General features: G+C 71.7%; 23 protein-coding genes. 10 read left to right on the forward strand and 13 right to left on the reverse strand.

The features are described from left to right. Nucleotides 1-65 precede the first annotated feature (65 nt). From ABEB07_RS38175 to mce, 3 genes are all read right to left on the reverse strand, one after another. Entirely contained in the window at nt 66-1,001 is a 936-nt protein-coding gene (locus tag ABEB07_RS38175) for a coiled-coil domain-containing protein (protein ID WP_164583368.1), read from the reverse strand. A gap of 195 nt (nt 1,002-1,196) precedes the next feature. Further along, a complete protein-coding gene (scy, locus tag ABEB07_RS38180; RefSeq protein ID WP_345672647.1) occupies nt 1,197-5,177 on the reverse strand; it encodes a polarized growth protein Scy in 3,981 nt (1,326 codons plus the stop codon). 210 nt (nt 5,178-5,387) lie between these two features. Then, nucleotides 5,388-5,828 carry a methylmalonyl-CoA epimerase gene (gene mce, locus ABEB07_RS38185; RefSeq protein ID WP_176150525.1) on the reverse strand — a complete coding sequence of 147 codons (441 nt, stop codon included), beginning with the start codon at nt 5,826-5,828 and terminating at the stop codon, nt 5,388-5,390. 148 nt (nt 5,829-5,976) lie between these two features. Here mce and ABEB07_RS38190 point away from each other — a divergent pair, with 148 nt between their 5' ends. Beyond that, entirely contained in the window at nt 5,977-7,185 is a 1,209-nt protein-coding gene (locus ABEB07_RS38190; RefSeq protein WP_176150526.1) for an acetyl-CoA C-acetyltransferase, read from the forward strand. A 110-nt stretch (nt 7,186-7,295) separates the two neighbouring features. After that, on the forward strand, nt 7,296-8,252 hold the full coding sequence (gene meaB / locus ABEB07_RS38195) for a methylmalonyl Co-A mutase-associated GTPase MeaB (RefSeq protein ID WP_345672648.1): 957 nt from the start codon (nt 7,296-7,298) through the stop codon (nt 8,250-8,252). Nucleotides 8,253-8,332: 80 nt separating this feature from the next. On the opposite strand, the gene ABEB07_RS38200 is transcribed toward meaB, so the two are convergent. The 7 genes from ABEB07_RS38200 to ABEB07_RS38230 form a co-directional block, all read right to left on the reverse strand. Then, nucleotides 8,333-8,809, reverse strand: coding sequence for a MarR family winged helix-turn-helix transcriptional regulator (locus ABEB07_RS38200; RefSeq protein ID WP_164584527.1), 477 nt, complete (start codon nt 8,807-8,809; stop codon nt 8,333-8,335). 95 nt (nt 8,810-8,904) lie between these two features. Continuing rightward, nucleotides 8,905-9,681: an AIM24 family protein gene (locus ABEB07_RS38205; RefSeq protein WP_345672650.1), complete on the reverse strand. Its 777-nt coding sequence runs from the start codon at nt 9,679-9,681 to the stop codon at nt 8,905-8,907. After that, a complete protein-coding gene (locus ABEB07_RS38210) occupies nt 9,678-10,328 on the reverse strand; it encodes an AIM24 family protein (protein WP_176152131.1) in 651 nt (216 codons plus the stop codon). Before ABEB07_RS38210 ends, ABEB07_RS38205 begins: the two co-directional genes overlap by 4 nt. 1 nt (nt 10,329) lies before the next feature. Next, a complete protein-coding gene (locus tag ABEB07_RS38215) occupies nt 10,330-10,962 on the reverse strand; it encodes an AIM24 family protein (protein WP_345672651.1) in 633 nt (210 codons plus the stop codon). A gap of 104 nt (nt 10,963-11,066) precedes the next feature. Further along, nucleotides 11,067-11,360 (reverse strand): MTH1187 family thiamine-binding protein, encoded by a 294-nt coding sequence (locus ABEB07_RS38220; protein WP_176150529.1) that lies wholly within the window; start codon nt 11,358-11,360, stop codon nt 11,067-11,069. Beyond that, nucleotides 11,357-11,701, reverse strand: coding sequence for a DUF3817 domain-containing protein (locus tag ABEB07_RS38225; protein WP_164584523.1), 345 nt, complete (start codon nt 11,699-11,701; stop codon nt 11,357-11,359). The genes ABEB07_RS38220 and ABEB07_RS38225 overlap by 4 nt, the downstream gene beginning before the upstream one ends. Nucleotides 11,702-12,018: 317 nt before the next feature. Then, complete coding sequence (locus ABEB07_RS38230) at nt 12,019-13,002, reverse strand: ArsR/SmtB family transcription factor (protein ID WP_345672652.1); 984 nt, start codon at nt 13,000-13,002, stop codon at nt 12,019-12,021. A 72-nt stretch (nt 13,003-13,074) separates the two neighbouring features. Between ABEB07_RS38230 and ABEB07_RS38235 the strand changes: the two genes are divergently transcribed. The 4 genes from ABEB07_RS38235 to ABEB07_RS38250 all read left to right on the forward strand — a co-directional run bounded on the left by ABEB07_RS38235 (nt 13,075) and on the right by ABEB07_RS38250 (nt 17,313). Continuing rightward, nucleotides 13,075-14,526, forward strand: coding sequence for an MFS transporter (locus ABEB07_RS38235; protein ID WP_345672653.1), 1,452 nt, complete (start codon nt 13,075-13,077; stop codon nt 14,524-14,526). An 11-nt stretch (nt 14,527-14,537) separates the two neighbouring features. Then, nucleotides 14,538-15,047: a MarR family winged helix-turn-helix transcriptional regulator gene (locus ABEB07_RS38240; RefSeq protein ID WP_164584520.1), complete on the forward strand. Its 510-nt coding sequence runs from the start codon at nt 14,538-14,540 to the stop codon at nt 15,045-15,047. A gap of 54 nt (nt 15,048-15,101) precedes the next feature. Continuing rightward, entirely contained in the window at nt 15,102-15,440 is a 339-nt protein-coding gene (locus tag ABEB07_RS38245; RefSeq protein WP_164584518.1) for a DUF3817 domain-containing protein, read from the forward strand. Nucleotides 15,441-15,612: 172 nt separating this feature from the next. After that, a complete protein-coding gene (locus ABEB07_RS38250; RefSeq protein ID WP_345672654.1) occupies nt 15,613-17,313 on the forward strand; it encodes an acyl-CoA mutase large subunit family protein in 1,701 nt (566 codons plus the stop codon). Nucleotides 17,314-17,422: 109 nt separating this feature from the next. Here the strand turns inward: ABEB07_RS38250 and ABEB07_RS38255 are convergent, their stop codons facing one another. Next, nucleotides 17,423-18,091: a TetR/AcrR family transcriptional regulator gene (locus ABEB07_RS38255; protein ID WP_345672655.1), complete on the reverse strand. Its 669-nt coding sequence runs from the start codon at nt 18,089-18,091 to the stop codon at nt 17,423-17,425. 325 nt (nt 18,092-18,416) lie between these two features. Here ABEB07_RS38255 and ABEB07_RS38260 point away from each other — a divergent pair, with 325 nt between their 5' ends. The 4 genes from ABEB07_RS38260 to ABEB07_RS38275 all read left to right on the forward strand — a co-directional run bounded on the left by ABEB07_RS38260 (nt 18,417) and on the right by ABEB07_RS38275 (nt 22,908). After that, nucleotides 18,417-19,388 carry a tetratricopeptide repeat protein gene (locus ABEB07_RS38260; protein ID WP_164584513.1) on the forward strand — a complete coding sequence of 324 codons (972 nt, stop codon included), beginning with the start codon at nt 18,417-18,419 and terminating at the stop codon, nt 19,386-19,388. A gap of 649 nt (nt 19,389-20,037) precedes the next feature. Beyond that, nucleotides 20,038-20,724, forward strand: a complete 687-nt coding sequence (locus tag ABEB07_RS38265) for a DUF6230 family protein (RefSeq protein WP_345672656.1) — start codon at nt 20,038-20,040, stop codon at nt 20,722-20,724. 134 nt (nt 20,725-20,858) lie between these two features. Then, nucleotides 20,859-21,440: a DUF6114 domain-containing protein gene (locus ABEB07_RS38270; protein ID WP_345672657.1), complete on the forward strand. Its 582-nt coding sequence runs from the start codon at nt 20,859-20,861 to the stop codon at nt 21,438-21,440. Further along, the gene (locus tag ABEB07_RS38275; protein ID WP_345672659.1) at nt 21,430-22,908 is read left to right on the forward strand and encodes a hypothetical protein; all 1,479 of its coding nucleotides are present in this window, start codon (nt 21,430-21,432) and stop codon (nt 22,906-22,908) included. The genes ABEB07_RS38270 and ABEB07_RS38275 overlap by 11 nt, the downstream gene beginning before the upstream one ends. A 137-nt stretch (nt 22,909-23,045) precedes the next feature. On the opposite strand, the gene pyk is transcribed toward ABEB07_RS38275, so the two are convergent. After that, nucleotides 23,046-24,476 carry a pyruvate kinase gene (gene pyk / locus ABEB07_RS38280; protein ID WP_164584507.1) on the reverse strand — a complete coding sequence of 477 codons (1,431 nt, stop codon included), beginning with the start codon at nt 24,474-24,476 and terminating at the stop codon, nt 23,046-23,048. Nucleotides 24,477-24,588: 112 nt separating this feature from the next. Next, nucleotides 24,589-25,809: an acetate kinase gene (locus ABEB07_RS38285; protein WP_176150537.1), complete on the reverse strand. Its 1,221-nt coding sequence runs from the start codon at nt 25,807-25,809 to the stop codon at nt 24,589-24,591. Between the last annotated feature and the right edge of the window lie 68 nt (nt 25,810-25,877).

Consider the following 25,877-nt stretch of genomic DNA (forward strand, 5'->3'; position numbering starts at 1 on the left):
GCACGAAGCCCCCCGCTGCCCGAGGGCGGCGGAGGGCTTCGCGACGTCGGTCCCGTTCGCAGGGGCTACCGGGTCTGCTGGGCCGGCACGCTGCGGGAGACCGGCTCGTCCTCGGCCGGGGAACCCGCGGCGGCCACCGCGGCACCGGTGAGGGTGGCCAGCATCTCGCGCACGTTGGTCAGCTGCGCGTTGATCGAGTCGCGGCGGTTGGTCAGCGCCGCCAGCTCACGCTCGGACTCCGAACGGATGCGGTCCGCCTTGGCGTTGGCGTCGGCCACGATGTCCTCGGCCTGACGCTGCGCGGTCTCCACCGTCTGCCGGGCCCGGCGCTCCGCGTCGGTGCGCAGCTTCTCCGCCTCAAGACGCAGCTGCTCGGCGCGGTGCTCGATCTCCGCCAGCCGCTTCTCCGCCTTGGCCTGACGCGACGCCAGGTCGCGCTCGGACTGCTCGCGCCGCTTGGCGAGGTTGGTCTCGAAGTCGGCGGCGGCCTGCGCGGCCTTGGCGCGGGTCTCCTCGAAGAGGGCGTCCGCCTCCTCCCGCTTGGACTGCGCGTCCTTCTGCGCCTCGGACCGCAGCTGCGTGGCGTCGGCCTTGGCCTTCTCGACGATCCGGACGCCCTCGTCCTCGGCCTTGGACTTGCGCTCCGCGGCGAAGGACTCGGCGTCGTTGCGCACCTGCTGGGCCGCCGACTCGGCGAGTTCGCGGTGCTGCTCGGCCGCGCGCCGGGCCTCCTCACGCAGATCCTTCGCCTCCTCCTCGGCGAGCCGGAGGATCTTCTCGACCCGCGCGCCGAGACCCGCGTACGACGGTTCGGCGTCGGTGATCTGCGCCTGCGCGTTCTGCGTCTCGAGGTGCAGCTCCTCGATGCGCTTCTCCAGGGCGGTGATGCGGGAGAGAGCACTGTCACGGTCGGAGACGAGCTTGGAGATACGGTCGTCCACCTGAGCGCGGTCGTACCCACGCCGCACAAGCTCGAAGCCGTAGGGGGAAGTGTCGCTCATGGGGTTCCTGTCGAATGAGACCGGTGAGGTGATAGGTCGAATCCTAGGGGCCGAAGCGGTGTGTCATCGAGCGGATACGTGTTTGATCTGGAGAATGACACCTCTTTTGGGTGGCTGACCGCCGCGAGGCTTGCCAACACCCCTAGCCGAACCCCCGGAGACTCCCCCGTCAAGTCCCCGAATTCACCTCAAAGACTACCCTTCTGACGATTTGCCACCCGAGCGGGGTGCGCCCACCGTCGCCCCGGCCCGCACCCCGGAGTCCTTGGCCGGCGCGGGCGCCTCGAAGGACTCCAGCGCCTCCAGCACGTCCTGGACCCGGGAGATCTCGGCGTTGATGTCCTCGCGCCGGCGCACCAGGACCTCCAGCTCGCGCTTGCCCTCCTCCACCGTGCGCCGGGCCTCGTGGACCGCCTCGGCCTTCAGCTCCTCGGCCTCCTTGACCAGCTTGGCCTTCTTCTGCTCGGCCTCCTTCAGCAGGCCCTCGGCCTTCTTCACCGCGGCGATGCGCACCTTGCCCGCCTCGGAGTTGGCGTCCGAGACGATCTCCTTGGCCTTGGCCTGCGCCTTGGCGAGCTGCTCCTCGGCGGCCTTGATCAGCGCGTCGCACCGGTCGCCCGCCGACTTCATCGTCTCGGCGGACTCGCGCCGGGCCCGCTCGTGCAGCTCCTCGATCTCGCTGGTCAGCCGCTCGCGCAGCTCCTCGGCGCGCTCCCGGATCTGGGTGGCGTCCCGGCGGGCGCCGACGAGCAGCTCGTCCGCGTCCGTACGGGCCTTCTCCACCGCCGTGTTGCCCCGCACGGTCGCCTCGGCGAGGATCCGATCGGCCTCCTGGCGGGCGGCGCCCACCATCGTGTCGGCCTGCGACTCCGCGTCCGCCTTGGTCTTGACCGCGCTCGTCTGCGCCTCGGTCAGCAGCTTGTCGGCCTCGGCGGCGGTCTCCGTGATCAGCGTGTCGACCTGCTCGGCCGCCTCCGAACGCCGCTTGTTGGCCTCCTTGCGGGCCTCGTCCAGGGTCCGCTCGGCCTCCTCGCGGGCGGCCGTCAGCGTGCGCTCGGCCTCCGCCTCCGCGTCGGCCTTCAGCCGCTCGGAGTCGGTACGGATCCGCTCGGCACGGCTCTGCGCGGCGCCGACCGTCTCGGCCGCCTCCGCCCGCAGCCGTTCCGCGTCCCCGCTCGCGTCCGAGATCAGCTTCTCCGCCCGGTCGACGGACTCCGCCCGCACCCGCTCGGCCTCGGCCAGCGACCCGGTCCGCACCCGCTCGGCCTCCGCGGCCGTCTCGGTGCGCAGCAGGTCCGTCTCGGCGGCCGTCTCCGCGCGCAGCCGGTCGGTCTCGGCGATCGTCTCGGTGCGCAGCCGGTCCGCCTCCGCGACCGTCTCCGTCTGCAGCCGCTCCGCCTCCGAACGGGCCTCGGAGATCAGCGCGTCCGCCTGCGTCGCCGCGTCCGAACGGATCCGGTTGGCGTCCTCGCGGGCCTCGGCCCGGGTGCGCGTGGCGTCCTGGTCGGCCTGCGCGATCGTGTCCGATGCCTCGGTGCGCACCCGCTGGGCGTGCTCGGCGACATCGGTGCGGACCCGGTCGGCCTCCGCGATCGCCTCGGACACCGTGCGCTCGGCGAGCGCCTTGGCCGCCTCGGTCTCCTCCTGCGCCTCCCGGCGCAGCCGGGCCGCGTCCTCGCCGGCCCGCTCCCGCTCCGCGTAGGCGTCGGTGCGGACCCGGTCCGCCTCCTCCTCGGCCTCCCGCCGGGTACGGTCCGCCGCGTGCTCGGCGGCCGAGCGCAGCCCGGCGATCTCCTCCTGCGCCTGCTCGTGCAGCCCGGCGACCGACTCCCGTACCTGCTGGGCGTGCTGCTCGGCGGCCGACACCAGCTCGGTGGCGCGCCGGTCGGCCTCCTCCACCAGCCGGACCGCCTCGGCCTGCGCCTCCTCCACGCGCTTGCGCGCCGAGGCCAGCAGTTCCTCGCTCTGCTCGCGGGCCCGCTCGCGCTCCTGGCCGGCGTCGGCACGCGCCGCGCCGAGCAGCTCCTCGGCCTCGCGGCGGCGCCGGGCGGCCTCCTCCTGCGCGGCGGCCAGCGTCTCGGACGCCTCCGCGCCCAGCCGCTCCGCCGCGGCCTGCGACTCCGCGCGGACCCGGTCGGCGGTCTCCTGCGCCTCGGTCCGCAGCCGCTCCGCCTCGGCCGCGGCCTCCGACCGCAGCCGCACCGCCAGCGCCTCGCCCTCGGCACGGGAGGCGGACGCGTCGGCGGCGGCCTCGTCGCGCAGCCGGACGGCCTCCGTCTCCGCCTGCTGCTGGAGCGTACGGACCCGCTCGGCGGCCTCGGTGCGCAGCCGCTCGATCTCCTCGCCGGCCTCACGGCGGATCCGCTCGGCCTCGGCCCGGGCGTCGGTCAGCGCCTCCTCGGCGGCGGCCAGACGCTGCTCGGCCTCGCCGTGCAGCCGGGTCAGTTCCTCGGTGGCCTCGCCCTGGCGGGCCGCGATCGCCCGCTCGGTCTCCTCGCGCAGCTCGCGCGCGGCCCGCTCGGCCTCGGTGCGGACCGTCTCCGCCTGCTCGTCGGCCTCCGCGCGGTGCCGCTCGGCCTCCTTGCGGGTGCGCTCCAGGGTCTCCTCGGCCTGCCGGCGCAGCACGGTGGCCCGCTCGATGGCCTCGGTGCGGACCTTCTCGCTGTCCGCCGTGGCGGTCTTGCGCAGCTCGTCGGCGTCCGCCTTGGCCTTGGCCAGCAGCTCCTCGGCGGACTTGGCCGCCTCCTCGATCTGCGCGACGGCCTCGCGCCGGGCCTCGGCGCGGATCCGCTCGCCCTCGGCGACCGCCTCGGAGCGCAGCTGCTCGGCCTCGCCGCGCAGCCGCCGCGCCTCCTCCTGGAGCTCGACCGTCTTGGCCCGGTACTCCTTGGTGTCGTCCTTGGCGGCGCCCTTGAGCTGCTCGGCGATGTCGTGCGCCTCGGCGCGCAGCCGGTCCGCCTCCGCCTCCGCCTCGGTGCGGATCCGCTCGGCCTGCTCGGCGGCGTCCTTGGTGGTCCTGCGAGCGTCCTCGGCCGCCTTGTTCAGCACGTCCTCGGCGGTCTTCGCCGCCTTGGACAGCTGGGTGGCGGTCTCCTCGGCGGTGGCGCTGCGGGCCTTCTCGGCGGCCTCCGCGACGATCTTCTCCGCCTCGGCCCGGGCGTCGGCGACCAGCTGCTCGGCCTCGGAGCGGGTGTTCTCCGCGTCCTTCGTGGCCTCCTCGACCAGCCGGGCGACCTGCTCCCTGGCGGTGCGCGTGCGCTGCTCGTTGGCCGACTCGGCGCTCGACAGCGCCTTGGCGGCGGCCTCCTTCGCCTCGGTGACCAGCTTCTCCGACTCGGTCTGCGCCTTGCGCAGCGCCTCCTCGGCCTCGGCCATCCGCTGCTCGGCCGACCGGCTCAGCTCGGCGGCCTGGCGGCGGGCGGCGTCCGACTCGCTCGCCGTGCTGCTGCGCAGCTGCTCGGCGTGGTCGGTGGCCTCCTGGGCCTGGGTGGAGGCGGCGGTCAGCAGCCGCTCGGCGTCCGCGCGGGCGCGGCGCAGGAGCTGCTCGGCCTCCGTACGGGCCGACTCGGCCTCGCTCTGCAGCCGCTGCCGGGCCTCGGCGGTCAGCCGCTCGGCCTCCGCGCGCGCCGCGGCCATCGCCTGCTCGGCCTCCGCGCGGGACTCGTCGAGGAGCCGGCGGGCCTGCTGCTCGGTGCGGGCACGCAGCTGCTCCGCCCACGCCACGTTCTCGTTGACGTGCGACTCGACGGTCTGCCGGCGCTCGGCCAGCTCCTGGTCGAGCTGCTGGCGGCGGCTCACCGCCTCCTGGTGCAGCTCGGCCTGGAGCCGCGCGGCCTGCTCGGCGTGCTCCTGGAGGATGCGCTGCGTCTGCGACCGGGCCTGGCTCAGCTCCCGCTCGGCGTCCGCGCGGATCTGCTCGGCCTGCACCTGCGCCTGGCGCAGCAGCTGCTCGGCCTGGTAGCCGATGTCCGCGCTGTCGTAGGCGGGCCGGGTCATGATGGTCCGGCGCGCCTCGTGCAGCTTGGCGCGCAGCACCTCTACCTGGTAGCCGAGATCCTCGGCGTGCTGGATCGCCTTCTCCCGCTCGGTCTTCAGCCGATCCATCTCGGCCTCGAACCGAGAGAGGTGGTCGACGTCAGCCGCCGGCTCTCGCTCCTGGCGTTCGTAGCCCCGCACTGCGCGGTCCCATCCGTCCCCTGGTCGCAAGCCTGTCCAACGAGCTCCGTCCATCCGCCGGACGGGGCCCCCGGGGAATGGTGTCAGACCGACGGCGGAGCATGGGCTGCCGCCCGTCGCCCGTCCCCCGAAACGCGGACCCCGGAAAGCGGCCGCCCCCGCTTTTCAGGTGCGACCGCCCCCAACCCTACCGGCCCTTATGTACGAGGGTCAGTGCTCGGCCGACTCAACAGCCGCCGAAGTGACCAGTTCTGTCAGGACACCGTGGCAATCCTTGGGGTGCAGGAAGGTGATCCGGGACCCCATGGAGCCGACACGCGGCTCCTCGTACAGAACGCGTACGCCCTTCGAGCGGATGTCCGCGGCGTCCGCGTCCACGTCCGCCGTGCCGAAGGCGATGTGGTGGACGCCCTCCCCGTTCTTCGCCAGCCACTTCCCGACGGCGGAGTCCTCGCGGGTCGGCTCCAGCAGTTGCAGATAGGAAGCGCCGCCGTCGGACGTCTCGTTGATCTTGAGCATGGCCTCCCGGACGCCCTGCTCCTCGTTGACCTCGGTGTGGAACACCTCGAAGCCGTAGGTGGCCCGGTAGAACTCGACGGTGGCGTCGAGGTCGTGGCAGGCGATCCCGATGTGGTCGATTCGCGTCAGCATGGTTTCAGTGCAACGCCAAGGCGGTGGTTACGCAACGTGCGCGCGATCACACCGAAAGGCCGATGACGGGCGAAGTACCGCTCAGTACATTCGAAGTAAACCCTCGTTCACTCCTCGGCTGTGCAGGCCGGTAAGGGGATCGCAGCTCATGTCTTCTGGAACTCCCGGTACGACCAGCTCGGTGATCGTCGCGGGCGCGCGCACGCCCATGGGCCGGCTGCTCGGCTCGCTGAAGTCCTTCTCCGGAGCCGACCTCGGCGGCTTCGCGATCAAGGCCGCCCTCGACCGCGCCGGGATCGGCGGCGACCAGGTGCAGTACGTGATCATGGGCCAGGTGCTCCAGGCCGGCGCGGGCCAGATCCCGGCCCGCCAGGCCGCCGTCAAGGCCGGCATCCCGATGAACGTGCCGGCGCTGACCGTCAACAAGGTGTGTTTGTCCGGCCTGGACGCCATCGCGCTGGCCGACCAGCTGATCCGCGCCGGCGAGTTCGACATCGTCGTCGCCGGCGGCCAGGAGTCCATGACCAACGCCCCCCACCTGCTGCCCAAGTCCCGCGAGGGCTTCAAGTACGGGGCCGTCGAGATGCTCGACTCGATGGCCCACGACGGCCTGACCGACTCCTTCGAGGGCGTCGCCATGGGCGAGTCCACCGAGAAGCACAACACCCGCCTGGGCATCGGCCGCGCCGAGCAGGACGAGATCGCCGCCCTGTCCCACCAGCGCGCCGCCGCCGCGCAGAAGAACGGCCTGTTCGAGGCCGAGATCACCCCGGTGGAGATCCCGCAGCGCAAGGGCGACCCGGTCCTGTTCAGCAAGGACGAGGGCATCCGCGGCGACACCACGGCGGAGTCGCTGGGCAAGCTGCGCCCGGCGTTCGCCAAGGACGGCACGATCACCGCCGGCTCCGCCTCGCAGATCTCCGACGGCGCGGCGGCCGTGGTCGTGATGAGCAAGGCCAAGGCCGAGGAGCTGGGCCTGGACTGGATCGCCGAGATCGGCGCCCACGGCAACGTGGCCGGCCCGGACAACTCCCTCCAGTCGCAGCCCTCCAACGCGATCGCGCACGCCCTGAAGAAGGAGGGCCTGGAGGTCTCCGACCTCGACCTGGTCGAGATCAACGAGGCGTTCGCCGCCGTCGCCGTGCAGTCAATGAAGGACCTCGGCGTATCCACGGAAAAGGTGAACGTGAACGGCGGCGCCATTGCCCTGGGTCACCCGATCGGGATGTCCGGCGCCCGTCTCGTGCTGCACCTGGCGCTGGAGCTGAAGCGGCGCGGCGGCGGTGTGGGCGCGGCGGCGCTGTGCGGCGGCGGCGGCCAGGGCGACGCCCTGATCGTCCGCGTGCCGAAGGCGTAAGCGCGGCCCGCGTGCCGAAGGCGTCGGCGCGGGCCCACCCCCTCGAACGGCCCGGTCCGCACCGCCGACCCGCGCGGACCGGGCGAGCCGATCACGTGAACGGAGCTGTGATGCAGGACGTCTCCTCTCTGGTGGCCCAGGCCAGGGAAGGCCGGCCCCGGGCCGTGGCCCGGCTGATCTCCCTGGTGGAGGGGGCGTCCCCGCAGCTGAGGGAAGTCATGGCGGCCCTCGCCCCGCTGACCGGCAACGCCTACGTCGTCGGTCTCACCGGCTCCCCGGGCGTCGGCAAGTCGACGTCCACCTCGGCGCTGGTGACGGCGTACCGCAAGCAGGGCAGGCGGGTCGGGGTGCTCGCCGTCGACCCGTCCTCGCCGTTCTCCGGCGGCGCGCTGCTCGGCGACCGGGTGCGCATGTCGGACCACGCCTCCGACCCGGGCGTCTACATCCGCTCGATGGCCACCCGCGGCCATCTGGGCGGCCTCGCCTGGGCCGCTCCGCAGGCGATCCGGGTGCTGGACGCGGCGGGCTGCGACGTGGTCCTGGTCGAGACGGTGGGCGTGGGCCAGTCGGAGGTGGAGATCGCCTCCCAGGCGGACACCAGCGTGGTCCTGCTGGCGCCCGGGATGGGCGACGGCATCCAGGCGGCCAAGGCCGGGATCCTGGAGATCGGCGACGTCTACGTGGTCAACAAGGCCGACCGGGACGGCGCGGACGCCACCGCCCGCGAGCTGAACCACATGCTGGGCCTCGGCGAGGCCCGCGGCCCGGGCGACTGGCGCCCGCCCATCGTGAAGACGGTGGCGGCGCGCGCGGAGGGCGTCGACGAGGTCGTGGAGGCGCTGGAGAAGCACCGGGCGTGGATGGAGGAACGGGGCGTGCTCGCCGAGCGGCGCCGCGCCCGCGCGGCCCGCGAGGTGGAGACGATCGCCGTCACTGCCCTGCGCGAGCGCATCGGCGACCTGCACGGCGACCGCCGTCTCAGCGCCCTGGCCGAGCGCATCGTCGCCGGCGAACTGGACCCGTACCGGGCGGCGGACGAACTGGTCGCGGGCCTGACGGAGTCCTGAGCCGGACACACGGCGGCGGGCGGGAACCCTATGGGAAGGGTTCCCGCCCGCCGCCGTGTGTCCACGCGTCCTTGTCCGCCTCAGGGGCGGCCGCGCTGCCCGCGCAGGTGCTCGGCGATGGGCTTGAGGGACTTGTCCAGCTCCGTCAGGGACTCGGGGTCCAGCAGGTCGATGAAGTGCCTGCGCACGGACGCCACATGGTGCGGCGCGACCTTCTGCATCGTCTCCATGCCGTGCTCGGTGAGGACGGCGTAGAGTCCTCTGCGGTCGGACTCGCAGTTCTCACGGCGCACCAGGTTCGCGTTCTCCATGCGGGTGATCTGGTGCGAGAGGCGGCTCTTGGACTGGAGGGTGGCGGACGCGAGGTCGCTCATCCGCATCCGTACGTCCTCCGACTCGGACAGATTCACCAGGATCTCGTAGTCGTTCATCGTCAGGCCGAACGGCTGCAGATCCTTTTCGAGCTGGTAGGACAACAGCCTGTTGACCTCCAGGTGGGTGCGCCAGGCGCACTGCTCCGCATCCGTCAGCCAGCGCGTGGCCGTCTCGGTCTCCATGTATGAAGTCTACCTAAGAAGTTGAAAAGCGAACGAGTGAGGGGTGCTGTGACGGTGCGCACGCGTTCGAGCCGTCACACTCCGCAGACTACCGCTCACAGCCCGAAGCGACGCTGGAGGTCCCCCAGCTGTCCGGGAAGACGCGGTGCGCCGGCGTGCGCCCCGTGCCCCGCGGAACCCCCCGCCCCGCCGGGCACCCCGGGCTCCTGTGGAACCGCTCCCGTGGCCTGCTCCGCCATGAGCGCCTCGGACGACTGCAGCAGCACCGTGCCGGCCCCCACGAACTCGAACTGGTGCTCCTCCCCGGAGACCCCGCCGAGCCCCGTCATCGCACGTAGACCGCCCATCACCCCGGTCAGGTACCCATGATCGTAGTGATGGCACGGGGAGGGGCAGTCGGCCCAGCCGACGAGCGCCTGGGGGTCCACCCGGACCGGGGGTTCCATGAACACCACCGGACCGTTCGACGCGGCCACGAACTTTCCGGTTCCGATCAGGGTCAGGAACCCCGGCACGATCGACTGCTTGAGCGCGAGACTTGGCTGAAAAGCAAGCAAGTTGCCCGAGCGAATGGTCAGATTGCCGTCGTCCAAGTCATACGAATTCACATCGAAGGCCCGGTCGGCGAGGAGCATCTTGCCCGAGCCCTCCGCCACCACCCAGTCGCCGGCGTGCAGAGGCGAATGGAACGAACTGCGCACCAGCCGGTCCAGCCGGCCGTGCCCGACGCCGTTGAAGTCGATCGCCCCGTAGTAGGCGATCATCTTCCCCTTCTGAAGGAACCACTGGCTCCCCTTCAGCTCCACGCAGAAGGTGTACGCGTTCACGTTGTCGTCGACCGGCAGGGTCGTCGGGTCGTACACGACGCTCACAGCTTCTCCTCCGAGGCCTGGACGTAGACCACGCCGTCGCCGCTCAGCTCCAGCTGGAACCCCTCGCCGGAACCGCGCCCCACCATCTCGCGCCAGCCCAGGGCCGTGGACAGCTTGTTGCGCACCTCGCCGTGGTGGGCGACGTAGGCCTGGGGGTCGACGTGCACCGGCCGCTGCGGGCTGATCGGGATCTCCAGCACGCCGCCGTGCGCCATCACGGCGACGGCCCCGTGCCCCTGCAACGTCGTCGTGAAGAGGCCCTGGCCGGTCACCTGCCCGCGCACCATGCCCATCACGCCGCCCTGCGAGCCCATGAACATCGTGCCCTGCTGGAGGGTGCCCTCGAAGGCGAGCAGCCGGTCCGCCTCCACGTAGAGGGTGTCGCCCGCCAGGGTGATGACCTGGACGTGATGGCCGCCGTGCCCGAAGAACACGGTGCCGCTGCCCTCCACGCTCATCAGGGGCGTCGCCTCGCCCGCGACCCGCCGCCCGATCATGGACATCACCCCGCCCTGACCGCCCTGGACGCTGGGCGTGAACGAGACGTCCCCCCGGTAGGCGAGCATCGCGCCCCGCTGGCTGAACAGCCGCTGCCCCGGCACGACGGCCGCCTCGACCACCTTCGAGTTGATCTCCCGGAAGCCCACGTCACACATCCCCCGCGATCGTGTTCCGCTCACTGGGCTGCACGTAGACGAGCCCGTCGCCCTCGAACCGGATCTGGAAGGCCTCGCCGCCGCCCTCGCCGAGGAAGGTGCGGAAGGTCACCCCGGACTGGAAGGACTGCCGTACGTTCCCCTGGTGGGCGATGTACGCCCCGGGGTCGACCACCAGCGGGAACTGCGGCGCGACCCGCAGCACCACGGCGGGCCCGTCCGATATGATCGCCGCCTGCCCGTGCCCTTCCACGGTCGTGGTGAACAGCCCGTTCCCCTGCGAGGCCCCCCGCAGCCCGGTGAACGAGGTCCCCGTCCTGAGCCCCCCGTCGGTCGCCAGCACGTTGCTGGACTCGACGAACAGCTTGTCCCCGCGCAGCTCCACGAGATTGATCTCGGACGCCCGGTCGGCGAACCAGCACGTCCCCTGCCCCCGCACCTCCATCACGGTCATCTGCTCACCGGTGAGCCGCCGCGTCACCATCCCCCGCAGCCCGTCACCCCCACCGGTCAGCCTCTTGAACGCCATCTGCCCGTCGTACGCGACCATCGAGCCGTTCTTCGCCTTCACGGCGTCCCCGGTCATGTCGACGGCGAGCACCCTGCTGCCTTGAAGTCGGAACATCGCCACAGATGCGAAGGTAGCGGCGAACCGGCCCCGACCAACAGAGCCCACAGGGTGGAGACACCCCCCAAACCCACCCCTAGGGGACGGGCGCGGAGGGGGCCCTATCCGGCCAGATGCCGTTCCACCGTCTCGACCTTGCTGCTCAGACCGTCGGTGACCCCCGGACGGATGTCGGCCTTCAGCACCACGGAGACCCGCGGCGCCCGGGCCTCCACCGCGGCCACGGCACGCTTGACCACGTCCATGACCTCGTCCCACTCACCCTCGATCGAGGTGAACATCGCATCCGTCCGGTGGGGCAGACCGGAGGCGCGGACCACCCGGACGGCGTCGGCGACGTACTCGCCCACGTCCTCGCCGACGCCCAGCGGAGTCACGGAGAAGGCGACGATCACGCGTTCACCACTCCCTCACGACGGGCACGGGAGGCGATCACCGCGTCCTCGGCCTCCCGCTTGAGCCGGCGCTCGGCGAAGAAGCCGCCGGTGGGCAGCACGGACAGGACGAAGTACAGGGCGGCGGTCTTCAGGGGCCACTTGGCGCGGTTCCAGGCGTCGGCCCAGAAGAGCACGTACAGAACGAACAGGATGCCGTGGATCGCGCCCATCACAGGCACGCCGTTGAAGTCCGTGGTGCGCTTCAGGACCGAGCAGACGAGCAGCAGGATGAAGCTGACCGCCTCGGGTGCGGAGACCAGGCGGAGGCGGCGGAGGGCGGAGGCTGTCTTGATGTCCACGGATCACCTTCGGTGGGAGAGACGCTGGGCCAGAGTTTGTGAACGCAGGCACAAGGTTCCCCCCATTGTGACAAACCCCGGAAGAGACCCCAGACGCGGCCCGCCTCTCCGAAGCGGTCACGCTCCCGCAGCCGCACGACGGACGGGAGCGGGCCGTGGTGGTGCGTCCAATGCCCGCCGCATACTGCGGTCCCTCCCTACCTCAACGAAGGAACTCAGGGCCGTACGTCCGTGCGCGGCGGGCTGGACGCACCACCACGGCCCCGACCCCCGACGAACAGCAGGCGGCACAGCGCACCGAAGGCCGCACACCCCCGTCACCCCGCACCCCCCACCAGCGCCATCCCCAACGGCGTCCGTTCGTACAGCACCTGATGCCCGTACCGCCGAGAAGCGAGCAGCCCCGCCCCCCGCAGCACCGACAGATGCGCGGACACGGACGACGGCGCCAGCCCCAGCCGATGCGCCAGCGCGGACGTGGTGGCCGGCTCCTCCAGCGCCCCCAGCACGGCCGCCCGCCCCCGCCCCAGCAGCCGCACCAGCGCCACCCCCCGCTCCCCACCGGGCTCCGCCCACCACCCCGCCAGCCCCCGCGCCGGATACACCACCGTCGGCTGCCAGGGCGCCTCGAACCCGCTGACCACTTCCGGCCAGGAGAACACGCTGGGCATCAGCACCAGCCCCCGCCCACCCAGGTCTCGTACATGCTCACCGTGCCAGTCCACGGTCAGCGTCCGCCCGTCCCAGGCCAGCCGCCGGTCCAGCTCGGGCAGCAGCGCCCCCAGCCCCACCTCGGCCAGTCGCCGCGAGTGGTACGCGACGTCAGCTTCCAGCAGCGCCCGCAACCGCGGCCACTCCGGCTCGACCAGCGCATGCCAGGCGGCTTCCGTCAGATCGGCCAGCTCCCGCACCGCCCCCGCCGGATCGGCGAGCCACGCCCGCCCGCGAGGCGACTGAAGCGCACCGGGCGTGTCGGCCAGCGACCGCGCGATGTCCGCCCGAGCGGCCACCGGATCGGCGGCCCGCACACCGGCGATCTCCTCCTCGAACGTGGCGGTGGGCCCGATCGGCGGCGGCCCCAGGAAGTCCGGACTGTGCCCGCGCACGGGCATGAGCAGCCACAGCGGCGCGAGATCGAGCCCGCGCGCGGCCTCGCGGATACGCCGCAGCCACTGCGGGTGATACCCGTGCCGGTCGGGCCGCCCCAGCGTCCGCACCGCCTCCTGCGTCTCCCACAGCGGCGAGACGGCGAACCGGCAGCGCAGCAGGTCGTCGTCCCCGAAAAACAGCCGAAACGGCACATCCCACCCCCGAAGATTCGCCGACAACCGAAACTTTACGTCCGCGACGACCCCGAGGGCAGTGTGCCGCCCATGCAAGAGCAAGCCCTGCCACCCGCCCCCGCACCAACGCCTGGACCCGCACCCGCCACCCCCGCCCCCACCCCCACCCCCTCGAACTACACCGCAGCCCTGGCCATCCCGGAGTTCCGAGCGGTCTTCGCCGCCCACGCCCTCTCCCTCCTGGGCGTGATCGTCAGCGAGATCGCCCTCTCGGTCCTGGTGTACGACCTGACCGGCTCCCCCCTGTGGAGCGCGCTGACCTTCGCGCTGGGCTTCCTCCCGTACGTCGTCGGCGGCACCCTCCTCGCCGGAGTGGCCGACCGCTTCCCCGCCCGCCGGGTCCTGGTGACGTGCGACCTGGTCTGCGCGGCCTGCGTACTGCCGATGGCGACGTCGAGCGCCCCCATCGGCGTCGTACTGGCCCTGCGCTGCGCCCTGGCGCTGGTCTCCCCGGTCTTCCAGGGCACCCGCATGGCGACTCTGGCCGACATCCTCGGCGACGGCGACCTCTTCGTCCTGGGCCGCTCCCTACTGCGGATCGTCTCGCAGAGCTCCCTGCTGATCGGCTACGGCCTGGGCGGCATCCTGCTCACCGTGGTCAGCCCGAGGCACGCGCTGCTGATCACGGTGGCCACGTTCCTGCTCTCCGCGGCGCTGCTCCGCCTGGGCACCCAGCACCGCCCCGCACGAGCCGCGCCCCACCGAACCGCCACAGGCACCGCCACCGGTACCGCCGCCACCGGTACCGCCACAACTGGTACCGCCCCCACCCCCCGCCCCCTCCTGACCGACTCCCTCCAGGGCGCCCGCCAGGTCCTGGCGGCCCCCCGGGTGCGAGTCCTGCTCCTCCTCTTCTGGCTCCCCGCGATGTTCTCGGTGGTCCCCGAGGCCCTGGCCGCCCCCTACGCGGCCGCCCTGGGCGCCGGCTCCACCGGCCTGGGCCTGCTGATGTGCGCGCTGCCCGTCGGCACCATCGCCGGCGAGCTGTACGCGGGCGCCCGCCTGCGCCCCGCCACCCGCGAGCGCGTCGCCCTGCCGCTGGTCTGCTGCATGCTCCTGCCGTACCTGGGCTTCGCCTGGCACCCGAACCTCACCGCCTCCCTCCTCCTGCTGCTGCTCTCGGGCGCGGGCTCGGCGTACACGCTGGGCCTGGACCAGTGGTTCGTGGCGGCCGTGCCGGAGGAGCTGCGGGGCAGGGCGATGACGTTGCTCACGGCGGGCCTGATGACGATCCAGGGCGTGGGGATGGCGCTGGCGGGCGTCGCGGCGGAGTTCGCAGGCGTGCCGGCGACGGTGGCGGCCGCGGGAGCCCTGGGAACGGCGGCCTGCGCAGTCCTGGCCGTGGCCGCCCGGAAGACCGACGCGGGACCGACAGGCGACCGACGGACGACCGACGGACGACCGGCAGGAGACCGACCGGCAGAGGACCGGCGGGAGACCGACAGGCGAGACAGGGCTGACCGCGATATGACCGGCGGGTAGGGTCTGATGCCGTGCCGAAGCCCCTCAGTCTCCCGTTCGACCCCATCGCCCGCGCCGACGAGCTGTGGAAGCAGCGTTGGGGAAGCGTGCCGTCCATGGCGGCGATCACCTCCATCATGCGCGCGCACCAGATCCTGCTGGCCGAGGTCGACGCGGTGGTCAAGCCGTACGGACTGACGTTCGCCCGCTACGAGGCCCTGGTGCTGCTCACCTTCTCCAAGGCCGGCGAGCTGCCGATGTCGAAGATCGGCGAGCGGCTGATGGTGCATCCCACCTCCGTGACGAACACCGTGGACCGCCTGGTCACCTCCGGCCTGGTGGCCAAGCGCCCCAACCCCAACGACGGCCGGGGCACGCTCGCCGTCATCACGGACAAGGGCCGGGAGGTCGTGGAGTCGGCCACCCGCGACCTGATGGCGATGGACTTCGGCCTGGGCGCGTACGACGCGGAGGAGTGCGCGGAGATCTTCGCGATGCTGAGGCCGCTGCGGGTGGCGGCGAACGACTTCGACGAGTCCTGAGACGCACCCGACCCGGGACAAGATCTCCCGGAACGGGCGGTTACGCTCGACGCCATGAAGAAGAGCGTGCTGACCCGCTACCGCGTCATGGCCTACGTCACCGGCGTGCTGCTGGTCCTGCTGACCCTCGGCGTGATCGCCAAGTACGGCCTCCAGATCGACGGCGCCGCGAAGTTCACCACCGTCATCGGCATCGCGCACGGGTGGCTGTACGTGATCTACCTGGTCGTCGCCTTCGACCTGGGCTCCAAGGCGAAGTGGCCGGTCGCCAAGCAGCTGTGGGTGCTGCTGGCCGGCACGATCCCCACCGCCGCGTTCTTCGTGGAGCGACGGATCAGCCGCGAACTCGACGCCAAGGTCGCGGACCCGGCACCCGTGGCCGCCGAGGCGTAGCGCCACCGCACGACGGCGCGACCGCGCACCTCAGCGGCGCGTCCGCGCACCGCGCGGCACCACCGCGCCGCCCCCGCGCGGCAGCGCCCCGCACGTCTCACCGCCGTACGTCATCACACGTACGGCGGTCACCCGTCGACTTTTACTAGGACGTCCTAGTAAATTCGGGGGTATGGACGCTGACGCCATCGAAGAGGGCCGCCGCCGCTGGCAGGCCCGGTACGACGCCGCACGCAAGCGCGACGCAGACTTCACGACTCTCTCCGGCGACCCCGTCGACCCGGTGTACGGACCCCGCCCGGGGGACGCCTACGAGGGCTTCGAGCGGATCGGCTGGCCGGGGGAGTACCCCTTCACGCGCGGCCTGTACCCGACCGGCTACCGGGGACGGACGTGGACGATCCGGCAGTTCGCCGGATTCGGCAACGCCGAGCAGACCAACGAGCGCTACAAGATGATCCTCGGCAACGGCGGCGGCGGCCTCTCCGTCGCCTTCGACATGCCGACCCTGATGGGCCGCGACTCCGACGACCCGCGCTCGCTGGGCGAGGTCGGCCACTGCGGTGTGGCCATCGACTCCGCGGCCGACATGGAGGTCCTGTTCAAGGACATCCCGCTCGGCGACGTCACCACGTCGATGACGATCAGCGGCCCCGCCGTCCCCGTCTTCTGCATGTACCTGGTCGCCGCCGAACGCCAGGGCGTGGACCCGGGCATCCTCAACGGCACCCTCCAGACGGACATCTTCAAGGAGTACATCGCCCAGAAGGAGTGGCTCTTCCAGCCCGAGCCGCACCTGCGCCTCATCGGCGACCTGATGGAGCACTGCGCTGCCCGCATCCCGGCCTACAAGCCGCTGTCCGTCTCCGGCTACCACATCCGCGAGGCCGGGGCCACGGCGGCGCAGGAGCTGGCGTACACCCTCGCGGACGGCTTCGGCTACGTGGAGCTGGGACTCAGCCGCGGTCTGGACGTGGACGTCTTCGCGCCCGGCCTGTCCTTCTTCTTCGACGCGCACGTCGACTTCTTCGAGGAGATCGCCAAGTTCCGCGCGGCACGCCGGATCTGGGCCCGCTGGATGCGGGACGTGTACGGCGCGCGGTCCGAGAAGGCGCAGTGGCTGCGCTTCCACACCCAGACCGCGGGTGTGTCGCTCACCGCGCAGCAGCCGTACAACAACGTCGTGCGCACGGCCGTGGAGGCGCTCGCGGCGGTGCTCGGCGGCACCAACTCGCTGCACACCAACGCCCTCGACGAGACCCTCGCGCTGCCCAGTGAGCAGGCGGCGGAGATCGCGCTGCGCACGCAGCAGGTGCTGATGGAGGAGACCGGGGTCGCGAACGTGGCCGATCCGCTGGGCGGGTCGTGGTACGTCGAGCAGCTGACCGACCGGATCGAGGCGGACGCGGAGAAGATCTTCGAACAGATAAGGGAGCGCGGCCTGCGGGCTCACCCGGACGGGCGTCACCCGGTCGGGCCGATCACGTCCGGGATCCTGCGCGGGATCGAGGACGGCTGGTTCACCGGGGAGATCGCGGAGTCGGCGTTCCAGTACCAGCGGTCGCTGGAGAAGGGGGACAAGCGGGTCGTCGGGGTCAACGCGCACACCGGGTCGGTCACCGGGGACCTGGAGATCCTGCGGGTGAGTCACGAGGTGGAGCGGGAGCAGGTGCGGGCGCTCGCCGAGCGGAAGGGGCGGCGGGACGAGGAGGGGGTGCGGGCGTCGCTGGACGCGATGCTGGCGGCGGCGCGGTCGGGGGCGAACATGATCGAGCCGATGCTGGAGGCGGTGCGGGCGGAGGCGACGCTCGGGGAGATCTGCGGGGTGCTGCGGGAGGAGTGGGGGGTGTACACGGAGCCGCCCGGGTTCTGAGCCGTACGGGCGGTGGGGGCGGGTTTCCTCGCCCCCACCGCCCCTACCCGTCCCGTCCCCCGGGGGCTGCGCCCCCGGACCCCCGCTGTCGGCCTGAACGGCCTCGTCCTCAAGCGCCGGACGGGCTGTCGGGGCGGGTGCGGCTTTCGAAGGACGGTGCGGCGAGGGAGGTCAGGCCTGTTACCAGGACGCGGGTGAAGCTGCGTACCCACTGTTCGTCCGCCGGTTCCGCGCTGACCAGGGTGCGGTGCACCACCGCGCCGGCCACCACGTCGAAGATGAGGTCGACGGTGCGGGCCGCCTCCCCGGGGTCCGACTCCGGGGGGAGTTCGCCGCGCGCCTGGGCGCGGGCGCGGCCCTCCAGGACCAGCCGTTTCTGCCGCTCCACGATCGAGGCGCGGATGCGCTCGCGCAGCGGTTCGTCGCGGGTCGACTCGGCGACCACCGCCATCAGGCCGCTGCGCGCCTCCGGGCGGGCGAGGATCGCGGCGAACTGGAGGACCACGCCCTCGATGTCGGCGGCCAGGCTGCCGCGGTCGGGGACCCGCAGTTCGTCGAAGAGTTCCGCCACCGCGTCGACGACCAGCTCGTTCTTGCCCGCCCAGCGGCGGTACAGCGTGGTCTTCGCGACCCCGGCGCGCATCGCCACGTCCCCGAGGGTGAGCTTGGACCAGCCCAGTTCCACCAGGGCCGCCCGGGTGGCGGCCAGGATCGCCGCGTCCGCGGTGGCGCTGCGCGGGCGGCCGGCGCGGCCGGGCGGCGGGGTGCGACGGTGCATGTGCCGACCATAACCGGCGGATTCCGTGCGGTCGTGAGGGAGATCACCGGGACGCGGTTTCGCGGAGGCACCCGGTGCCATTACGCTACGGGTCGTATCGAAAGCGCGGGCGCCGCCCCGCGCGGAGCGACGACCACCACGCGACACCACGCACCACACCACGCGACACCACGCACCACACCACGCAACGGCACCGCCGCGACGGCGGCGACAACAGCACAGCACACGCCGGTCGGCGCCCGGCGTCCGGTGGGGACCGGACGCCCGTGCGGTCCGGCTTTCGAGCGGTTTTCACTTCGGCCCGCGGAACGGGGAGGATAGACGCATGCAGCCACGGAACATGTCCATGAGCGGTGTCGTCGACCTCGCCGCGGTGAAGGCGGCCCAGGAGGCCAAGGCGAAGGCGGAGCAGGCGCGCGCCCAAGCGGCCAGGGAGGGCGGCACCGGCGCCGTCTCCCCGGCCGACCTCGTCATCGACGTCGATGAAGCAGGCTTCGAAAGCGATGTCCTCCAGCGCTCCGCCGAGGTACCGGTCGTCATCGACTTCTGGGCCGAGTGGTGCGAGCCCTGCAAGCAGTTGAGCCCGGTTCTCGAACGGCTGGCCGTCGAGTACAACGGGCGCTTCCTCCTCGCCAAGATCGACGTCGACGCCAACCAGCTGCTGATGCAGCAGTTCGGGGTCCAGGGGATCCCCGCCGTCTTCGCGGTCGTCGCCGGCCAGGCCCTGCCGCTCTTCCAGGGCGCGGCGGGCGAGGCGCAGATCCGGCAGACGCTCGACCAGCTGGTGCAGGTCGCCGAGCAGCGGTTCGGGCTGACCGGTCTGGCCGTGGACCCGGACGCGGAGCCGGACGGCCAGGCGCCCGCGCAGCCCCAGGCGGGCCCGTACGAGGGGCTGCTGAACGCGGCCGCGCAGGCGCTGGACGCCGGTGACCTGGCCGGCGCGGTCCGCGCGTACCAGAACGTGCTGGCCGACGACCCGGCGCACCCCGAGGCCAAACTCGGTCTCGCGCAGGCCGAGTTGCTTCAGCGGGTGCAGGACCTGGACCCGCACAAGGTCCGTCAGGAGGCGGCCGAGAAGCCGTCCGACGTGCCGGCGCAGATCGCCGCCGCCGACCTGGATCTGGTGGGCGGTCACGTGGAGGACGCGTTCGGCCGGCTCATCGAGGCCGTGCGGCGCACCGCAGGTGAGGACCGGGACGCGGCGCGGCTGAGACTGCTGGAGCTGTTCGAGGTCGTCGGGTCCGAGGACCCGCGGGTGGCGGGGGCGCGCCGGGCGCTGGCCCGAGCCCTGTTCTGAGCCCGGACGGGGCACCGCGCCGAGCGGCCGCCGTACGGCGGGGCGTGTGGTGCCCGGGTGAAAGATCTGCCGCCGCTTCGCCACAGCGGCCGCGCTTTGCCAAAACTTGGTAAACGCGGCCGCTGTTACTGCGAGTAAGTCGAGAGCGGGTTCCTGCCCCGTTTGGTCCGGGAATCAATAGTTTTGCCCTGGCCAATGTTGCCACCGTGTGTCGCCGTTCGAGACCGGCGAGTCGCGCCCCGGTTATCCCCCCGTTACTAGCCAGTAACGAACCCCCTTGTGCGGGCGGCCAGAATGCACCACGATCGGCGACGCTCGGTCCATTCCCGTACCCCCGGCAGCCGGCCGGGTCCCGGGCCTCCTGGGTCCCCACCGAGCAGAGCCGGCGGCAGTGGCGCCGGCTCTCGGGCAGGGGGGTCTTCGCCGTCCGGCGAAGCCTGTCCAGCAAGGTTGTGCGTGATGCGTGTCAGGCGCGACCAGTGGTTGTCGCTCGGGGGTGATCGCCGGTGATTCGGGCGCTGTTCGCGCCGCCGAGCGCGGGCGCTCTCCTTACCGAGGACGTAGCACTTCTCCCATCCCTGCCCGGCCGAGCCGCCGAATCCGGGGCGAGCCGAGGCCAGGAGATGTACGTCCGAGAAGGAGGAACAATATGCAGTCCCAGGTGCGTGGCGGGACCAGATGGAAGCGGTTCGCTGTGGTCATGGTGCCCAGCGTCGCCGCGACGGCAGCGATAGGCGTCGCCCTCGCACAGGGTGCGCTCGCCGCGTCGTTCAGCGTGTCGGGCCAGGAGTTCAAGGTCACGGCCGATGAGCTCAACGGCACGAAGTTCACGCAGTACGGCGCGGTCGACTCCGGCTACACCCTCACGGGCGAGAAGACCGCGCACGCGGTCGCCGTGTCGTCGTTCGACACCGCGCGGATCAACAACCTGTGCCAGTCGGTGGTCACGCCGGACATCCCGTTCGTCGGCACGATCACGCTCAGGCTGACGGCCGGCAAGAGCAGCGACGAGGACCAGCAGGTCCACGCCGGCAAGCTGTTCATGGACGTCTCCGACCTGAACACCACCGGCTACGCCAAGTTCGGCAACATCGACATCGGTGTCGCCGCCAAGGACACGGGCGACCCGAAGGCCGGCGGCAAGGGCATCGGCCTGAACCCCGACGAGGTCCAGAAGAAGCAGACGAACCCGTACGGCTTCGCCCAGCAGGCCGACACGGCCCAGCTGGTCGGCGTGCAGTCGACGGCGTGGGCGACCACCGCCGGCACCTTCACGCTCCCGAAGCTGCACATGGCCCTGGTCAAGGGCAGCGGCAAGGGCGTCGAGTGCTACTGAGCACCCGGTGACGGGCGGGGGAGGCCCTGCGCCGCCCCCGCCCCCACCCCCTGCTTCCGACGCGTGCCCTCACACCCCCCACGTCACCACCGCACCACAACCCACAGCAACGCTGCACCAGGGAGCTGTTTTCCATGAGCGCCGAGACTCCTGCCGTACCCGGCCAGTTCACTCGCCGGAGGCTGCAGTTCCGCGCCTGGCGGGGCACCCGGCCGTTCTGGGCCGGCCTGTTCGTCTTGCTCGGTGGCTTTCCGATCATGTACTTCCCGTACGCGCATCTCCAGCTCGGCCACCTCACGCTCGCCATGTCCACCACGGCGGGCGCCGGCTCCCTGATCATCGGCGTGCTGCTGGTCGTCCTCGGCATCAGCCTCTGGTTCCAGAAGCACATCCGGGTCTTCGCGGGCGTCGCGTCGATCCTTCTGGCGCTGGTGTCCATCCCCGTGTCCAACTTCGGCGGCTTCGTCCTCGGCTTCCTCTTCGCCCTCATCGGCGGGGCGATGGCCGTGTCGTGGGCGCCGGGCGCACCGCCCGCGCCGCAGGACTTCGAGGCGGCCGGCCCGGTGGCCGGCGGCGCCCCCGAGCCCGTCGGCGACCCGGCGGCGGACACGGCGACCGACGGCGGCCACTCCCAGGGCTACGAAGTGCTGGGGGAGAACGACCTGTCAGGAACGAGCCCGGCCAACGGGGCGAACGGGAGGCACAGTGCCGGCTGACGAGGTGACCCGCGGGGCCGACCCCGGGGAGTCCCGGGCGAGAACCGGCGGACCGCGCCACGCGGCGCCCAAGAAGCCGCTGTTCACCAGGTTCCATGTGCCGGCCGGCAAGGCGATGGCCATGGCGGCGATGCCGACGGCGGTCATCGTGGGGATGGGATTCACGGCCTCCCTCGCGGTGGCCGACAACAACCGCACGGTGGCCGACAACAACAAGATCGCGGCGGCGTCCCCCACCGAGACCATGTCGGCCGAGGACTACAAGGCCTGTGTGGAGGCGCTGAAGGACGACAAGGACAAGTCCTCCGAGTCCCCCTCGCCGTCCGCCTCCGCGAGCGCGTCCGACGCGGCGAAGGAGAGCACTCCCTCCCCGTCGGCGTCCGCCTCCGACACGGCGGATGAGGCGGGCAGGACCGACAAGGCCGACACGGCCGGCTCGGACACGGCCTCTTCGGACGACGCGGTCTCGGGCACGCCCTCTTCGCCGGATTCAGGTTCCGACGACAAGGACGCGCCCAAGACGTCCGCCACCGGATCGCAGGACAAGGCGGACGGCGGCTCGGCCGCCGCGCCGAAGCCGTCGGCGACCGACACGAAGAGCGGCGGCGGCCTGCTGGACACCATCGGGGACACGATCGACGACACGATCGGGAGCATCGGGGACATCCTGACCGGCGGCAAGCCGGGTGCGGACGCCTCGCCCTCGCCGAGCGCGTCGCCCTCGCCGTCCGCCTCCCCGTCGGCCGACGGGGGCAAGGGCGGCTCGGACGGCGGCGGTACGGCGGACACCGCCGGCAAGAAGGCGTCCGACACCGTGGAGGACACCACCCGGAAGGCCGCCGACACGGTGAAGGACACCGTGAAGGACGTGACCGACACGGCGTCCAAGGCGGCCGAAGACGCCAAGAAGAAGGCCGACGACGCCGCCGACACGGCCACCGGGTCGCCGAGCCCGAGCCCGTCCGCGAGCGCCTCGGCGAAGCCGGAGGACTGCCCGGCGGCCACCGACGCCGAGGGCGGCGTCGACAACACGACCACGCTGCCGGACGACCCCTGGTACCTCAACGCCACCTCGCTGACGCTCAACGGCGCCGACTACAAGGGCATCGTCGAGGTCCGCACGGCCAACGGCACCGTCAAGAAGGTGCTGAAGTACGTCATCTCGGCCGGCACGCAGATCGTCGACCTGCACCAGACGGTGAAGGACAAGCAGGCCGGCAAGACGTACCACGTGCAGTCGGCCAAGGGCAAGGAGTCCACCATCACCGGCGGCGACACGGTGATGTACACCGAGAGCATCTCCGGCAACCTGCTCGGACTGCTCCCGGTCACCTTCAGCCCGGACAACCCGCCCCCGCTGAACATCCCGTGGATCCTGTTCACGAAGGTCAAGGTGGTCCAGGCGGGACAGTTCGGCGGCACGCTGAAAATCCCCGGGATGCACGTGTACACGACCGACGGCGTGTAGCCGCCGGTCCATCGAGCCCGTCCGGGAGCCGAGAAGAGGCCGAGGGCGCCCTCCGCGCACAGCGGAGGGCGCCCTCGGTCGTCGTACCGGGCCGTGCCGGACGGCCGTGCCCGGGCGCGCGGCCCGGGCGGGGGCCGTCAGTCGCGGCCGGCGCCGCCCAGGTGCAGCACGCGGACCATGTTGGTGGTGCCGGAGACGCCGGGCGGGGAGCCTGCGGTGATCACCACGACGTCGCCCGTGTTGAACCGCTTGAGCTTGATCAGCTCCTGGTCCACCAGGTCGACCATCTCGTCGGTGGTGTTGACGAACGGCACGACGTGCGGCTCCACGCCCCAGCTCAGCGCGAGCTGGTTGCGGACGGACTCGTCGGTGGTGAAGGCCAGGATGGGCTGGGTCGCGCGGTAGCGGGACAGCCGGCGGGCGGTGTCACCGGACTGGGTGAAGGCCACCAGGCCCTTGCCGCCCAGGAAGTCGGCGATCTCGGCCGCCGCACGGGCCACCGAACCGCCCTGCGTACGCGGCTTCTTGCCCGGGACCAGCGGCTGGAGGCCCTTGGACAGCAGCTCCTCCTCGGCCGCGGTGACGATCTTCGACATCGTCTTGACGGTCTCGATCGGATACGCGCCCACGCTCGACTCGGCGGACAGCATCACCGCGTCCGCGCCGTCCAGGATCGCGTTGGCCACGTCGGAGGCCTCGGCGCGGGTCGGCCGCGAGTTGGTGATCATCGACTCCATCATCTGGGTCGCCACGATCACCGGCTTGGCGTTGCGCCGGCACAGCTCGATCAGGCGCTTCTGCACCATCGGGACCTTTTCGAGCGGGTACTCGACGGCGAGGTCGCCGCGGGCCACCATCACGCCGTCGAACGCCATGACGACGTCCTCCATGTTCTCCACCGCCTGCGGCTTCTCCACCTTGGCGATGACGGGGGCCCGGCGGCCCTCCTCATCCATGACGCGGTGCACGTCGGCGACGTCCTTGGCGTCCCGGACGAAGGACAGCGCGACCATGTCGCAGCCCATGCCCAGCGCGAAGCGCAGGTCGTCGATGTCCTTCTCGGACAGCGCGGGCACGTTCACCGCGGCGCCGGGCAGGTTGATGCCCTTGTGGTCGGAGACCACACCGCCCTCGATGACGATCGTGCGGACCCGCGGGCCCTCGACGTCCAGCACCTTCAGCTCGACGTTGCCGTCGTTGATGAGGATCTGGTCGCCGCGCGAGACGTCGCCCGGCAGTCCCTTGTAGGTCGTGCCGCAGATCTGCTTGTCGCCGGGCACGTCCTCGGTGGTGATGGTGAACTCGTCACCCCGCTCCAGCTCCACCGGGCCCTCGGCGAAGGTCTCCAGCCGGATCTTCGGGCCCTGGAGGTCGGCGAGGACGGCGATGGCCCGGCCGGTCTCCTTGGCGGCGGCCCGGACGCGGTCGTACCGCCCCTGGTGCTCGGCGTGCGTGCCGTGGCTGAAGTTGAAGCGGGCCACGTTCATGCCGGCCTCGATCAGCGCGACGAGCTGCTCGTGGGAGTCGACCGCGGGGCCGAGAGTACAGACGATTTTCGAACGGCGCATGGGGGCGATCCTATCGGTTTGTTTCGCTGCGGAATATTCCGTCTGGCGGAAGATACAAATGGGCGCGTTCCCGCTCAGGCGAGTACCGAACGAATTCCGCGGAGGGGAAAAGTTACTCGGCGGTTTTGTCGTCCTTTCCGACCAGTGCGTAGGTCTGGCTGGCGATCTCCATTTCCTCGTCCGTCGGCACCACGGCCACCGCCACCCGCGCGCCCTCGGGCGAGATCAGCCGCGCCTGATCGCCCCGTACGGCGTTGCGGGCGCCGTCCACCGCCAGGCCGAGCCCCTCCAGGCCCGCGACGGCGGCCTCCCGTACGAAGTCCGCGTTCTCGCCGACCCCGGCGGTGAAGGCGACCGCGTCCACCGTGCCGAGTACCGCGTAATAGGCGCCGATGTACTTCTTGAGGCGGTGGACGTAGATCTCGAAGGCGAGCCGCGCCTGTGCGTCGCCCTCGTCCATCCGGCGCCGTATCTCCCGCATGTCGTTGTCGCCGCACAGACCGAACAGACCGCTCCTCTTGTTGAGGAGAGTGTCGATCTCGTCCATGGACATTCCGCCGACGCGCTGCAAATGGAAGATGACGGCCGGGTCGACATCGCCGGAACGCGTTCCCATCACCAGGCCCTCCAGCGGGGTGAGGCCCATGGAGGTGTCGACGCACCGGCCGGCGCGCACCGCCGAGGCGGACGCCCCGTTGCCCAGGTGCAGCACGATCACGTTGACGTCCTCGGGCGCCTTGCCCAGCAGCTCGGCGGTGGCCCGGGAGACGTAGCGGTGCGAGGTGCCGTGGAAGCCGTAGCGGCGCACCCGGTAGCGGTCGGCGAGCTTGGTCTCGATGGCGTAGCGGGCCGCCGGCTCCGGCATCGTGGTGTGGAAGGCGGTGTCGAAGACGGCGACCTGCGGCAGGTCGGGGCGCAGCGCCATGGCGGTGCGGATACCGGTCAGGTTGGCCGGGTTGTGCAGCGGCGCGACCGGGATCAGCCGTTCGATCTCGGTGAGCACGGTGTCGTCGATCACGGTCGGCTCGGTGAAGAACATCCCGCCGTGCACCACCCGGTGGCCGATCGCGGCCAGCTCCGGCGAGTCCAGGCCGAGCCCGTCCCTGGCCAGCTCCTCGGCCACCGCCTTGAGCGCGGCGTCGTGGTCGGCGATCGGGCCGTTCTGCTCGCGGGTGTCGCCGGAGTCGAGGCGGGTGTGCTTGAGCCGGGAGGTCTGCTCGCCGATCCGCTCGACCAGGCCGACGGCGAGCCGGCTCGCGTCGCTCATGTCGAGCAGCTGGTACTTCAGCGACGAGGAGCCGGAGTTGAGGACGAGGACGCGGGTGGCGTGCACGGGGTTCGGAGCCTTCTTCCGTGGACTCAGGTGGATTCGGGTGAACTCGGGTTGACCAGTACGGACTC

It is taken from the genome of Streptomyces similanensis, from assembly GCF_039543625.1.
Classification (GTDB): Bacteria; Actinomycetota; Actinomycetes; order Streptomycetales; family Streptomycetaceae; genus Streptomyces; species Streptomyces similanensis.